Annotated in this window: 12 protein-coding genes and 2 tRNA genes; 12 read left to right on the forward strand and 2 right to left on the reverse strand. The window is 60.0% G+C overall.

Going from position 1 to position 12,323, the window contains the following annotated elements:
* The first annotated feature begins 1 nt into the window (after position 1).
* The 12 genes from LK493_RS03620 (at position 2) to LK493_RS03675 (ending at position 11,264) form a co-directional block, all read left to right on the forward strand.
* The gene (locus LK493_RS03620; protein ID WP_227790145.1) at positions 2-1,072 is read left to right on the forward strand and encodes a sulfate/molybdate ABC transporter ATP-binding protein; all 1,071 of its coding nucleotides are present in this window, start codon (positions 2-4) and stop codon (positions 1,070-1,072) included.
* Positions 1,073-1,506: 434 nt separating this feature from the next.
* Positions 1,507-2,790 (forward strand): double-cubane-cluster-containing anaerobic reductase, encoded by a 1,284-nt coding sequence (locus LK493_RS03625; protein WP_055286139.1) that lies wholly within the window; start codon positions 1,507-1,509, stop codon positions 2,788-2,790.
* 154 nt (positions 2,791-2,944) lie between these two features.
* Positions 2,945-4,108 carry a double-cubane-cluster-containing anaerobic reductase gene (locus tag LK493_RS03630; RefSeq protein ID WP_227790146.1) on the forward strand — a complete coding sequence of 388 codons (1,164 nt, stop codon included), beginning with the start codon at positions 2,945-2,947 and terminating at the stop codon, positions 4,106-4,108.
* Positions 4,109-4,263: 155 nt separating this feature from the next.
* Positions 4,264-5,028, forward strand: a complete 765-nt coding sequence (locus tag LK493_RS03635; RefSeq protein ID WP_227790147.1) for an acyl-CoA dehydratase activase — start codon at positions 4,264-4,266, stop codon at positions 5,026-5,028.
* A 70-nt stretch (positions 5,029-5,098) separates the two neighbouring features.
* A complete protein-coding gene (gene selD / locus LK493_RS03640; protein WP_265333258.1) occupies positions 5,099-6,148 on the forward strand; it encodes a selenide, water dikinase SelD in 1,050 nt (349 codons plus the stop codon).
* Positions 6,149-6,205: 57 nt separating this feature from the next.
* Positions 6,206-6,832, forward strand: a complete 627-nt coding sequence (gene yedF / locus LK493_RS03645) for a sulfurtransferase-like selenium metabolism protein YedF (protein WP_227790149.1) — start codon at positions 6,206-6,208, stop codon at positions 6,830-6,832.
* Between the two features lie 19 nt (positions 6,833-6,851).
* Positions 6,852-7,103, forward strand: coding sequence for a DUF3343 domain-containing protein (locus tag LK493_RS03650; RefSeq protein ID WP_196022389.1), 252 nt, complete (start codon positions 6,852-6,854; stop codon positions 7,101-7,103).
* Complete coding sequence (locus tag LK493_RS03655; RefSeq protein ID WP_227790150.1) at positions 7,100-8,239, forward strand: aminotransferase class V-fold PLP-dependent enzyme; 1,140 nt, start codon at positions 7,100-7,102, stop codon at positions 8,237-8,239. Before LK493_RS03650 ends, LK493_RS03655 begins: the two co-directional genes overlap by 4 nt.
* A gap of 68 nt (positions 8,240-8,307) precedes the next feature.
* Positions 8,308-9,666, forward strand: a complete 1,359-nt coding sequence (brnQ, locus tag LK493_RS03660; protein ID WP_227790151.1) for a branched-chain amino acid transport system II carrier protein — start codon at positions 8,308-8,310, stop codon at positions 9,664-9,666.
* Positions 9,667-9,757: 91 nt separating this feature from the next.
* A tRNA-Pro gene (locus tag LK493_RS03665) sits at positions 9,758-9,834 on the forward strand.
* A 6-nt stretch (positions 9,835-9,840) separates the two neighbouring features.
* Positions 9,841-9,914, forward strand: a tRNA-Gly gene (locus tag LK493_RS03670).
* A gap of 348 nt (positions 9,915-10,262) precedes the next feature.
* Positions 10,263-11,264 carry a hypothetical protein gene (locus LK493_RS03675; RefSeq protein WP_227790152.1) on the forward strand — a complete coding sequence of 334 codons (1,002 nt, stop codon included), beginning with the start codon at positions 10,263-10,265 and terminating at the stop codon, positions 11,262-11,264.
* Between the two features lie 141 nt (positions 11,265-11,405).
* Here LK493_RS03675 and LK493_RS03680 read toward each other — a convergent pair whose 3' ends face one another.
* Positions 11,406-11,861: a PIN domain-containing protein gene (locus LK493_RS03680; protein WP_227790153.1), complete on the reverse strand. Its 456-nt coding sequence runs from the start codon at positions 11,859-11,861 to the stop codon at positions 11,406-11,408.
* The gene (locus LK493_RS03685; protein ID WP_227790154.1) at positions 11,854-12,177 is read right to left on the reverse strand and encodes a type II toxin-antitoxin system RelB/DinJ family antitoxin; all 324 of its coding nucleotides are present in this window, start codon (positions 12,175-12,177) and stop codon (positions 11,854-11,856) included. The genes LK493_RS03680 and LK493_RS03685 overlap by 8 nt, the downstream gene beginning before the upstream one ends.
* Positions 12,178-12,323 lie beyond the last annotated feature (146 nt).

Raw genomic sequence — 12,323 nt, forward strand, 5'->3', positions numbered from 1 at the left:
CATGTCGCTCGTTCTGGATATTAAGAAACGTTATCCCGGGTTTGTGCTCGACATGCAGCTTGAGGCCGGCGAGGAGCGCGTGGCCTTGCTCGGTGCCTCCGGATGTGGCAAGAGCTGCACGCTGCGCTGCATTGCCGGCGTGGAGACGCCCGACGAGGGCAAGATCGTCGTCAACGGCGTGACCTTTTTTGACTCGGCGGCGGGCATCAATCTGTCGCCCCAGGAGCGAAAATGCGCCCTGCTGTTCCAAAACTATCAGCTTTTCCCCAACATGACGGTGGCCGATAACGTATGCGCCGGTGTAAAGGATGCGGGCGACGCCGCCGCGCGCAAAAAGCTCGCCGAGCGCTATCTGAGCATTTTCGGTCTAGCCGATTTCGCCGACCGCTATCCCGCGCGACTCTCGGGCGGTCAGCAGCAACGCGTGGCGCTTGCCCGCATGGTGGCGGCGCATCCGGGCATCTTTATGTTCGACGAGCCCATGAGCGCACTCGACGCGTATCTCAAGAGCGCGCTTGAGCAAAACATGCTCGACCTGTTCGACGTCTGCAACCGTACCGTGCTCTACGTGAGCCACGACATCGACGAAGCGTGCCGCCTGTGTCAGCGCATCTGCGTGATGCACGACGGGCATGTTGAGGAGATCGGCTCCATCGAGGACGTGGTCCGTCGTCCGCAGACGCTGGCGGCACTGCGCCTGACGGGCTGCAAGAATACGAGCCGCGCGCGCAAGATCGGCGACGAAGAAGTTGAGGCCCTCGACTGGGGCATGACCTTTAATGTGGGCCGTGAGGTTCGAGATGACGTGGCGTACCTCGGTATTCGTGCGAGCTACTTCCATGTTGACAATCGCGCGGAGCGGGGCCGTAACAGCTACGATTTGCACGTGGCCCGTGTGAGCGATTCGCGCTTTGAGCGGCTGGTGCTGTTGGACGTGCTGCGCGTCGATGCGCCCACGCGTCTGCAGTGGAAGGTCAACAAGGTGGGCGTGCCTGTAGAAGAGTTGCCGCAGGCGGGGGAGACCTTGCGCATGCATTTTGATGCGAGCAGGATTCATCTGGTTCGTCGGTAGGGTAGAGGGCGGGCCGTCGAGGTTTTTCGGCAGCCCGCAGTTTCGTTCCCTACCGTTCGCCGAATGTAGAATGGTAATTAATTATCAAGCAAGATAATAATTTATTAAAAGGCAACGGGTGCCTCTGTCGTACGAATGTCAACGGTGTTCGCATGGTCGATAAACGTTGATATAGTTGACCTCAACTTGTAAAGGAGGGTGCGCACATGCCGCAGACGACATACATTCGCCGCGTTGCCGCGCGCGCCCTGTATATGGCTCGGAGCCGCATATGAGCAGGTATGTTCACGGCTCCGGGAGAGACGACGCACAACTAAATAATCGACCGCAAAGCAGGTTCCCTAAAATTCCTGGTTTAGGCGCGGCTGGGTTTTCGCCACCCACCGTGCAGCAATACCGTAGTTATCCGTATTTGGTTCGAGAGGGGAACCGTCATGGCTGAAGAATTCGATTTCCATCCGATGTGGGAGAGCCTCGGCATGAATCTTGCCGATCACGACATGCTGCTGGGCGCCGTGGGCCAGATGTACGGCGATATGTTCCTGACGCAGAACAATCGCCCCAAGTCCACGTCCTACCTGGATTTTGTCGCCACCAACATCCACAGCGGCCGTATTAAGGAGATGCTCGACAAGAAGGAGGCCGGCGAGGCCACCAAGATCGTCGGTTCGTTCTGTGTGTACGTGCCCGAGGAGATCGTACTTGCCTGTGACGGCATCCCCGTGGGCCTGTGCTCGGGTGCCGATTGGGCAACCGATAAGGTCGAGGAGCACCTGCCGCGCAACACCTGCCCGCTTATCAAGAGCTTTGCCGGCTTTAAGCTGGGCGAGGTCTGCCCCTACATTGAGTCGAGTGACCTGGTGGTAGGCGAGAACACCTGCGATGGCAAGAAGAAAGCTTACGAGTTCTTTGCCACGCAAAAGAACATGTACGTCATGGATATTCCCAACGTACACGACGAGTCGACGCTCGTGACCTGGAAGGCCGAGGTCAAGAAGCTCGCCGCCAAGATCGAGGAAGAGTGCGGCGTCAAGATTACGCCCGAGCGCCTGAAGGCTGCCATCCACGCCGTCAACGAGAAGCGTCGCGCCCTGCAGCGTCTGGCTGCCACGCGCGCTGCCGATCCGGCGCCCATCAGCGGTCTCGACAGCCTGCTGACCGTTCAGGCCGCCTTTATGGACGACACGCCGCGTCTGACCGGAGCCATCAACGAGATGGCCGCCGAGTGCGAGCAGCGTGTCGAGGCCGGCGAGGGCGTGGCGCCCAAGGGGACCAAGCGCATCCTGTACACCGGTACGCCCATGGCCGTGCCCAACTGGAAGCTGTTCAACCTCATCGAGAAGGCCGGCGGCGTTGTGGTAGGCGAGGAGTCCTGCACGGGCTCGCGCTACTACAAGGATCTGGTCGACGAGTCCGGCGAGACGGTCGACGAGATGCTCGACGCCATCGCCGAGCGCTACTTTAAGATCAACTGCGCTGTCTTTACACCCAACGACCAGCGTATGAAGGACATTGTCCAGATGGCCAAGGACCTGCATGCCGACGGCATCGTCGACGTGGCCCTGCAGTTCTGCACGCTCTACGAGATGGAGTCGTTTGCCGTGGAGAAGGCCGCCGAGGAGGCCGGCATTCCGTTTATGCACATTACGACCGACTACGCCGGCGAGGATGCAGGCCAGCTACAAACCAGGATTGAGGCTTTCTTGGAAACCATTTAGGGCTATCCGTCCCGGCGGCTTTCCCGGACACCCGATCTTGCCGTTCAAACCGTCGCTTGCGTGTCAAAGTACGCGGCGCTCCTCTTTCACGGCAACCTCGGGCACCTGGGAAAGCCGTTTCCTTGGTTGGCTAAAAGGTTTGTTAAGGAGTTATATGTCGGAAAATATTGAGCAGCCGTTGCCGTCCACGTTTGAGGAGTTCAACGAGCAGCGCAAGGCGGCGTTTATTCGCGTCAAGGATTACAAACAGGCCGGCAATCGCCTGGTCGGCTTTTTGTGCAGCTATACGCCGCTCGAGATTATCGATGCCGCGGGCGCTGCAAGTGTGGCCTTGTGCGGCACGTCCGATGAGGTGATTCCCGAGGCCGAGAAGGTGCTGCCGGCAAACCTCTGCCCGCTCATCAAGTCGACCTACGGCTTTGCCTACTCGCAAAAGTGTCCGTTTACGTACTTTAGCGACATGATCATCGGCGAGACCACCTGCGACGGCAAAAAGAAGATGTACGAGCTGCTCAACGAGCTCAAGCGCACGCACATTCTGCATCTTCCGCAGGGTCGCGATCGTGCCTACGAGCGTGAAAGCTGGTACGAGGAGTGCCGCCTGCTCAAGGAGGAGCTCGAGAACTTCTACGGTATTACGATTACTGATGACGACCTGCGCGCCGCCGTCCGTCGTCGCAATCGCCTGCGTGCGGCGCAGCTCGATATGTTCGCGCTGCAGGCCAACCAGCCTGCGGCCATGAGTGGCGTCGACCTGATGAGCACTATGTTTGCCGGTACGTTCAGCTTTGATATCGAGGCCTATACGCAGCAGCTGGAGCAAAAGGTCGTCAAGCTGCGCGAGGCCTACGACGCGGGCGAGCGCCCGGTTGCGGCGGATGCCAAGCGCATCCTGATCACCGGTTGCCCGGTGGGCGGCGTGATCAACAAGATCGGTCGCACCATCGAGTCCAACGGCGGCGTGGTCGTGTGCATGGACGATTGCTCGGGCGAGCGCACGGCGGCCATGATGATCGACCCGTACGCGCCCGACATTCTGCGCGCCATCGCCGACCGTTACCTGGACATCAATTGCTCGGTCATGACGCCCAACGACGGTCGTATGGAAAATACGCTGGCCTTGTGCGAGAAGTATCACGTTGATGGCGTGGTCGAAAACGTGCTCCAGGCCTGCCACACCTTTAACGTGGAGAGTGCTCGCATGCAGGAGGCTGTCGAGGGCGCGGGTATTCCGTATATGAAGATCGAGACCGACTACAGCAACGGCGACATGGGTCAGATCGAGACCCGCATCGCCGCCTTCATCGAAACCCTCTAGGTTTCTCAGGCACCGGATTTTGCCCCTCAAACCGTCGCTTGCGTACCCAAAGTACGCTGCGCTCCTCTTTCGGGGCAATCTCCGGCACCTGAGAAACCTAGAGCTAAGGCGCCTGAACGCGCCGTTACCTTTGATGTTTAGATTGGGAGAGAGCCATGATAGGGATCGGGATCGATATTGGGTCTACGGCGGCTAAGGCTGCTGTGGTCGACGGGGAGGGTTCGGTGGCGTGGACGTGCGTGCAGCCAACCGGGTTCTCCTCGGTCGATGCTTCCGAGCGGTTGCGCGAGGCACTGGCAGCGGCGGGTTATGACGTGACGGGTGACGATGTTCGCGTGGTCGCGACTGGCTACGGCCGTGTCGCCGTGCCCTATGCGCACAAGGTCGTGACCGAGATCACCTGCCACGGTACCGGTGCCGTGCGCCTGTTTGGCGATCACGGTACCGTGATCGATGTGGGTGGTCAGGACACTAAGGTCATTACGATCAAGGGCGGCCGCGTGGCCAAGTTCGCCATGAACGACAAGTGCGCCGCCGGCACGGGGCGCTTTCTGGAGATCATGGCCGACCGCCTGGGCATTACCCAGCAGCAGATGGCCGACCTTGCGCGTTCCGGCGAGCCCACCAAGATATCCAGCATGTGCACCGTGTTTGCCGAAAGCGAGGTCATCAGCCTGATCGGTCGCGGTGAGCCGCGCGAGAACATTGCGCGTGGCGTGATCGAAAGCGTCGTGTCGCGTGTGGCGACTATGGCCGGGCAGGCGGAGGGTGCTCCGTACTACCTGACGGGAGGTCTGTGCGAGAACGCCTACGTTGTGGAGCGGTTGGCCGCGCTGCTGGGGTCACCAGTGACTACGTCGCCCCAGGCCCGCTTTGCTGGCGCCATCGGCGCGGCGATTCGCGCACGGGCGCTCAATTAATGCATCCGTCGCAGGCTCGCATTCATGCGTATACTGGGAGAAAATGATTGCCCGATGAGAGGAGGTATCGATGGCTGACGATCAGATTAGGCTCACGTCTATGACGGCCGCGAGCGGTTGAGCCGCTAAGTTGGCTCCTGGAGCCCTCGCCCAGGTCCTGGGCGACTTGCCAAATGTGCATAACGACAACTTGCTCGTGGGGTTCGATACTTCTGACGATGCGAGCGTCTTCCGCGTAGGGGAGAACCTGGGGCTTGTGCAGTCCATCGACTTCTTCCCGCCGATGGTCGACGACCCGTTTCTGTTTGGCCAGATTGCCGCGGCCAACTCGCTGTCGGACATCTACGCCATGGGCGGGCGGCCGAGCCATGCCATGAACCTACTCTGCATACCCAGTTGTCTGGGCATCGAGGTTGCCGGTCAGATTCTGGCGGGCGGCGCCGACAAGTGCGTCGAGGCGGGTTGCTCCATCGCGGGCGGCCATACCATCAACGACGACGAGCCCAAGTACGGCCTGTCCGTGAGCGGCTTTGTCGCGCTCGACCGCATGCTCGCCAACAGCGGCGCACGCGTGGGCGATGTTCTGCTGCTGACCAAGGCGATCGGCTCGGGCATCATCACTACGGCAATTAAGGGCGAGCTCATCGAACAGGATGACGCCAGTCCGATGTTCGACTCGATGCGCACCCTCAACGAGGCGCCGATTCGTCTGGCCGAGGGGCTCGAACTTCACGGCTGCACCGACATTACGGGCTTTGGCCTGATCGGGCACGCGTGCGAGATGGCCGAGGGCTCGGGCGTGCAAGTTGAGCTTGCGTCGGGATCGGTGCCGCTCTTTGATCAGGTGCTCGACATGGCGCGTCTGGGCATTATCCCCGCGGGCTCCTACCGCAACCAGGACTTCTTTGGCCCGCGTGTGGCTGCCGACGAGGATCTGGAGCCGGGCATGCTGGATGCGCTGTACGATCCGCAGACGTCTGGTGGCCTACTCATCGCGGCACCTGCTGCCGATGTTGATGAGCTTGCGTGCCGTCTACATGCTGAAGGACGTATCGCCGCCGTCGTCGGTCGCGTGTGCGTGCCGGTGCCAGGTGCTCCTGCCGTTCGCGTTGTCCGTTAACGACACGTTTATTGAGCTATGTACCGTTCTAAAACGATTTATTCGAAAGGAAAAACTATGTCTACCAAAATTGAAGTCAATGCCATGGGCGATGCCTGCCCGCTGCCCGTCGTCAAGACGCTTAAGGCACTCAAACAGCTTGACGGCGAGGGTGCCGTGGTGACCTCGGTCGATAACGAGACCGCCGTCAAGAACATCTCCAAGATGGCGCAGGAGAAGGGCTGCACGGCCTCGGTCGAGAAGGTCTCGGACGCCGAGTGGCACGTGACCGTGGCGACCTCTGGTGCCGTTGCCGTGGCCGATCCCGAGCAGGATGGCGCTGCCTTCTGTGGTGCCGGCGCCGGCAAGGGCAAACTCGTCATTTCCGTCTACACCGATTGCATGGGCCGTGGCGACGACGAGCTGGGCCACAAACTTATGAAGGCCTTTATCTTCGCCGTGACGCAGCAGGATGAGCTGCCCGCGACCATGCTGTTCTACAACGGCGGCGCTAAGCTCACCGTCGAGGGCTCTCCGGTGCTCGACGACCTGAAGGGCCTGGCCGAGCAGGGCGTCGAGATTCTCACCTGCGGTACCTGCCTGGACCACTATGGCATTAAAGACCAGCTTGCGGTGGGCGAGGTCACCAACATGTACGTGATCGTGGAGAAGATGGAGCAGGCCGTGCGCGTTGTGCGCCCGTAGCGTATTGGTTGGAGTTGCCATGAGGGAGAAGCGCCCGGCGCTTGTCATCACGTTTCCTACCACGGCGGCCGCCATGGGCTGCGAGTCCCTATGCATCGAGCGCGGCCTTCCCGGGCGCACGATTCCCGTGCCCGGGGAGGTCGCTGCCGGCTGCGGCTTGGCGTGGAAGGCGTTGCCTTCGGATGAGGACCTGCTGCGCGGCGAGCTTGCCGCGGCGGGCGTCCCCACCGAGGGCTTTACGGTGATCGACATGTGGGAGGTCGTGCGATGATCTACCTGGATAACGCTGCGACGACCATGCATAAGCCGCAAACGGTCATTGATGCCGTGACGCAGGCGATGTGCTCGCTCGGCAATGCCGGCCGTGGCGCCACGTCGGGTGCGCTCGATGCGGCGCGTACCATCCACGGCTGCCGCGCCAAGCTTGCGCGCTTGCTGGGCTGCCCGCGTGCTGACCATGTTTGTTTTACGCCCAACTCCACCGCGGCGCTCAACACCGTCATCAATGGCGTGGTGCGCCCCGGCGACCGTGTGGTCACAACGGTGCTCGAGCACAACTCCGTGCTGCGTCCGCTCAACCGCCTGGCGGTAGAGCAGGGCGTGACTGTTGAACATGCGGACTGTGACGCGAACGGCGTGCTCGACTACGACGAGCTCGAGCAGCTGGTCACGCCGGGCACGCGTGCCGTGGTGGTGACGCACGCCTCCAATGTGACCGGCAATGAGGTCGACATTGCGCGCGTGGCCGCCATGGCCCATGCGGCCGGTGCACTGGTGATCGTCGATGCCTCTCAGTCTGCCGGCACGGCGAAGATTGACATGGATGCCATGGGCCTCGACGTCGTGTGCTTTACCGGCCACAAGGGGCTCATGGGTCCACAGGGCACCGGCGGCTTGGCCGTGGTGGAGGGCGTTGACGTGGCTCCGTGGGCCATGGGCGGCACGGGCGTGCACAGCTTCGATGCACTGCAGCCGCTCGAGTGGCCCACGCGCCTTGAGGCGGGTACGCTCAACGGTCACGGCATCGCGGGACTTTCCGCAGGTCTCGACTTTATCGAGGCCCAGGGCGGGGTCGAGGCGATTGCGGCGCATGAGCGCGCGCTTGCCGAGCGCTTCCTCGCCGGCGTTCGCGAAATCCCCGGCATTGCGCTCTACGGTGCGTTTGACCAGCCTGTGCGCTCGGCGATCGTCTCGCTCAACGTGGGCGATATCGACTCTGCCGAGATCTCGGACGCGCTTATGCAAGGGCGGGGGATTGCGACGCGCCCCGGTGCCCATTGCGCTCCGCTCATGCACCGCGCGCTCGGGACCGAGCGCCAGGGTATCGTTCGCTTCTCGTTTGGGTATTTCAACACGGCCGAGGAAGTCGACACCGCGATTGACGCTTTGCGCGATTTAGCCTGCTAGAGCGTATATACTTGCGGGACGGGTGTTTTTGCCCGTCCCGTTTTTGTTTCGACCCGAAAGGTGTGCCTATGGCCTCATCCGCCCTGCGCGGTCTGCGCTCCGACCATGTCGTCACCGTCGGCATCGCCCTATTCTCGATGCTCTTTGGCGCTGGTAACCTCATCATTCCGCCGTTGCTGGCACTTCAGGCCGGCACAGCCACGCCGCTTGCCATGATCGGCTTTTTGATTGCCGCTATCGGTCTGCCCGTTATGGGCTTTATCGCCGTCGCGCTCGCCGGAACGGCGCGCGAGCTTGCCGGCCGCGTGCATCCTAAGTTTGGCGAATTCTTCGTTGCGGCGGTCTACCTGGCCATCGGTCCGTGCCTGGCCATTCCGCGTACAAGCTCTACAGCGTTCGAAATGCTGGTGCCGCTGCTGCCCGAGGGCGTTTCGCTCGGCGCAGCACGTCTGGTGTTTGCCATCGGGTTCTTCGTCGTCGCGTTTGTGCTCACGCTGCGCCCAGGTGTCATCACGCGCGTGCTCGGCCGCATTACGGGCCCCGCGCTCATTGCGCTCATCGTGCTGGTCGTGGGTGCTGCCGTGATCTCGCCGCTGGGACCGGCTGCCGCGCCTCAGGCTCCCTACGATGCAGGCGCCGCCGTGCAGGGCTTTCTGACTGGCTATCAGACCATGGACCTGCTCGCGTCGCTCGCCTTCGGCATCATCATCGCCGAGACCATCCACGAGTTGGGTGTTACCGATGACAAGCGCGTGGCCTTCGAGATTTCGCGTTCCGGTGTGATCGCCGGCGTGCTTATGGCCATCATCTACTGCGGCTTGGGCCTTGCCGGTATGCAGCTCGGCACCGTGATGCCTGACGCTACCAACGGCGCCGCCATCCTCGCCCGTTCGGCCTCCATGCATTTTGGGCTTGCCGGCACGGTCGTGGTCTTTGCGATCTTCTTCCTCGCCTGCATGAACGTGTGCATTGGCCTTATCAGCTGCTGCTCGCGCTACTTTTGCGAGACGTATGTGGTCGAAGGGGGAGCAGAGGCTTCCGAGGAGGTCATGCGCCGTCCCTTTGCGGTTCTCGCCTTTGTGTTCGCAGCGTTTTCGTGCGTGCTTTCCAACGTGGGCCTCGACGTGATCCTCATGTTCTCGGTGCCCATGCTCAACGCCTTGTATCCCGTTGCCATTGTGCTGGTACTGATGGGTCTGGTGCATGGTTTTTGCGACGCGCATCCGCAGGTGTGGGTCTGGGTCGGCGGCGTGGTTGCTGTGCAGAGTGTGATCACCTCGGTCCGCGATGCGTTCTTTGCGGGCGCGTGGCTGCCATTCGATGCATTGCCGCTGGCGGACATTGGAGCCGCGTGGGCGCCGGTTGCCGTGGTGGCATTTGTGATCGGTCTGCTCCATAGTCGTTTTGTTGCACATTCGAGGAGCTAAGGCATCAATGCTTGCACAGGCGGGGAGTCTCCCCTATAATTTCCTTCGCTTTGGGACACGCAAGGTTTAGACCTTAGCTGCTCAACACCTTCGGGACGTGGCGCAGTTTGGTAGCGCGCCTGCTTTGGGAGCAGGATGTCGCAGGTTCAAATCCTGTCGTCCCGACCATATCTTGCGGGCGTAGTTCAATGGTAGAACCCCAGCCTTCCAAGCTGATGACGCGGGTTCGATTCCCGTCGCCCGCTCCATAAGATAGATGAACGGCTCTGGTTCCTTTTAGGAATCAGAGCCGTTTTCGTAAGTGTACGGGTGTCGGGAATCGATGCCGCCCCACGCCCCACCTAAGTTGCGGTGAAATACGGACTGTTTTTCGGCTTTTATGGCCTATGTAGTCCGTATTTCACCGCAACTATTTGTAAGGTTGGATTTTGATGCCGTTGGGAGGGTCGTAGCGACCGTCTACCGAGAGTGGAAATATTTTTTGAAGCCTTGACCTGCGACGTCAAGCTTTTGGTCAGCTTTTGGCAAGGCCTGCGGACGGAAGCATGCGATAGCGTAATGGTATTCTCTCCGCCGTGATGGTTATGGGGTTGGCCATGCTCGATAAAGGCAAACATTTTCCGCAGTCATATGCAAGGATGCTATTCTCGGCCCTTGGAATTCATCAAGATGGACAGCTGCTTATAACAATTGATCCTTGGGAAGAACGCCGTGCGCGCGAGCTTATGCAGGAAGAGCTCATGCTTCGTCTTTACAACCACGTGTATGCGGATCCGGTCTATTGGAATAATCTTGGGGTTGAAGATCGCATCTTTCAGCTGACATCCGCTATTGCGGTCGTTGAACCGGATGCTGTGTTTTGCGGATCGACGGCAGCGCTGCTCTATGGCATCGGCTCGGCTTATTCGCTTCTGGATAAAGTGCAAGTGCTGCTGCCACGGTCTACAAGGCGTGATACGTATGAGTTCGTTGAATATAAGCGCTGGCGGGCGGGCGAAGTGTGGCGGCTCGGTCTGTTTACGCTGACGGATCCGTATCGAACGGTTGTTGATATCGCTCGAACGAGCGCCTTTCGCTATGCGCTGGGCTATGTCGATGGCTTGGCCCGTGAGTACGATGTCGAACGTGAAGAGCTGCGAGCATATGCGCAGGCAAATTGCCGAGGGTTGCATGGCATCGCGCGTGCTTTTGACGTTTTTGAGCATATGGACGGCAGGTCAGACAATGGTGGCGAGTCCGAGGCGAGAGCAGTGATGATTCTCGCTGGGGTTGCCGCGCCTGAGCTTCAAGTTGAGATAACGCGACCGGGAAACGCTGGTTATTATCTAGCAGATTATGGCTGGCAGATGCCAGACGGCTCATGGACGCTGGCAGAGCTGCATGGGCTGGGTAAGTTTGAAGACGAAGCTCAAGATGATCCAGAGCAAGCGGCGGCAAAAACCTATCGAGCGGCCCTCATGCGCGACGCGAACCTTCGTGCCATGGGCCACAACGTCATTCACTTCAAACTTTCGGACACCTACGACGTAGAATCGTTCGGTGCCATGATGCGCGGTTACGGCATTCCGACAACAAAACCCTACGCCGACTCCCGATAGCGAAATCGTTCGCAGCCAACCTTCAATAAGTTGCGGTGAAATACGGACTGTTGAGGCCTTTAAAGGCATGAAACAGTCCGTATTTCACCGCAACTTAGGAGGGGATGGGGCTGAGGGGCGGGCGATGCCGTTGTCTGTCGGTTAGTGGCGGGATTGGTGGCGGAGCTTGTCGATGGTGGAGTCGGTGCTGCGGCTGCGGGCTTCGGCTGCGGTTTGGCGCTTGTGGCGGTAATCGATCATGCCTTGGATGATGGGCTTGCCAAAGCTCACGACATCATCGTTGTAGATGGCGGTTCGGGCTGCGAGGAGACAATCGGTAAAGTCCATATGGGTCTTGCCAAAGAGTTTGACGGCAAGGGCGACAACGGTGGGCTCGTCGACCATGACGTCATCGAGCAGCCTTTTCATGGCCGCAGCAATCTCAACGCGGGGAACCTTATAGACGTCGCGCAGCGTGACCACGACGCGCGTGATGATTTCGGGGTAGACACGAGCGGTGCGCGTGGCGATGACCTTGGCGGCGCGCGGTGACAGAACTTCGTCGTCGTCCAGCAGGTAACGTAGTATGACGGTCTCGTCGATGATGGTGCTACTCATGGATATCTACTTCCTCGGGACCCAAAACCGAATCGTCGCTTTCTGTGGCAAGATATTCAATCCAGGCATTGCGCTCCTCGGAGCGGCGATTGGGGTCACCATATGCTTTGAGCGATCCATAGGCGGCGGTGCCATCCTTTGAGCGCACGGCGACCGGCTGAAAGGGGGGCTTGCGCATCAAAATGCTTTGCGCGACAAATAGACGGACAGCCTCGGCGAGCGATGTGCCCATGGCGTCGTAGAGGCGCTCGGCATGCTGTTTATCTTCCTCGCGAATGCGCACCTGCAGGATGGCTCGTTTTTGCGTCGATGACATCACTGGCCTCCCTTAATGAGCGGGCAATATGAATAGTCAAATACAGTATCGGCTAATAATAGCCAATTTTATAACGACTACTTTATTGCACTCGAGTAATTGAGTGTGAACAATACTACAAACGTACTACATCCTTTAGAAGCGGG

Origin of the sequence: Collinsella aerofaciens (assembly GCF_020709435.1) — a bacterium.
Lineage (GTDB): Bacteria > Actinomycetota > Coriobacteriia > Coriobacteriales > Coriobacteriaceae > Collinsella > Collinsella aerofaciens_AU.

Bases quoted from the DNA above. Each gene is read 5' to 3' on its own strand.
- LK493_RS03620 (WP_227790145.1), top strand. From the start codon at position 2: ATGTCGCTCGTTCTGGATATTAAGAAACGTTATCCCGGGTTTGTGCTC.
- LK493_RS03625 (WP_055286139.1), top strand. From the start codon at position 1,507: ATGGCTGAAGAATTCGATTTCCATCCGATGTGGGAGAGCCTCGGCATG.
- LK493_RS03630 (WP_227790146.1), top strand. From the start codon at position 2,945: ATGTCGGAAAATATTGAGCAGCCGTTGCCGTCCACGTTTGAGGAGTTC.
- LK493_RS03635 (WP_227790147.1), top strand. From the start codon at position 4,264: ATGATAGGGATCGGGATCGATATTGGGTCTACGGCGGCTAAGGCTGCT.
- yedF (WP_227790149.1), top strand. From the start codon at position 6,206: ATGTCTACCAAAATTGAAGTCAATGCCATGGGCGATGCCTGCCCGCTG.
- LK493_RS03650 (WP_196022389.1), top strand. From the start codon at position 6,852: ATGAGGGAGAAGCGCCCGGCGCTTGTCATCACGTTTCCTACCACGGCG.
- LK493_RS03655 (WP_227790150.1), top strand. From the start codon at position 7,100: ATGATCTACCTGGATAACGCTGCGACGACCATGCATAAGCCGCAAACG.
- brnQ (WP_227790151.1), top strand. From the start codon at position 8,308: ATGGCCTCATCCGCCCTGCGCGGTCTGCGCTCCGACCATGTCGTCACC.
- LK493_RS03675 (WP_227790152.1), top strand. From the start codon at position 10,263: ATGCTCGATAAAGGCAAACATTTTCCGCAGTCATATGCAAGGATGCTA.
- LK493_RS03680 (WP_227790153.1), bottom strand. From the start codon at position 11,861: ATGAGTAGCACCATCATCGACGAGACCGTCATACTACGTTACCTGCTG.
- LK493_RS03685 (WP_227790154.1), bottom strand. From the start codon at position 12,177: ATGTCATCGACGCAAAAACGAGCCATCCTGCAGGTGCGCATTCGCGAG.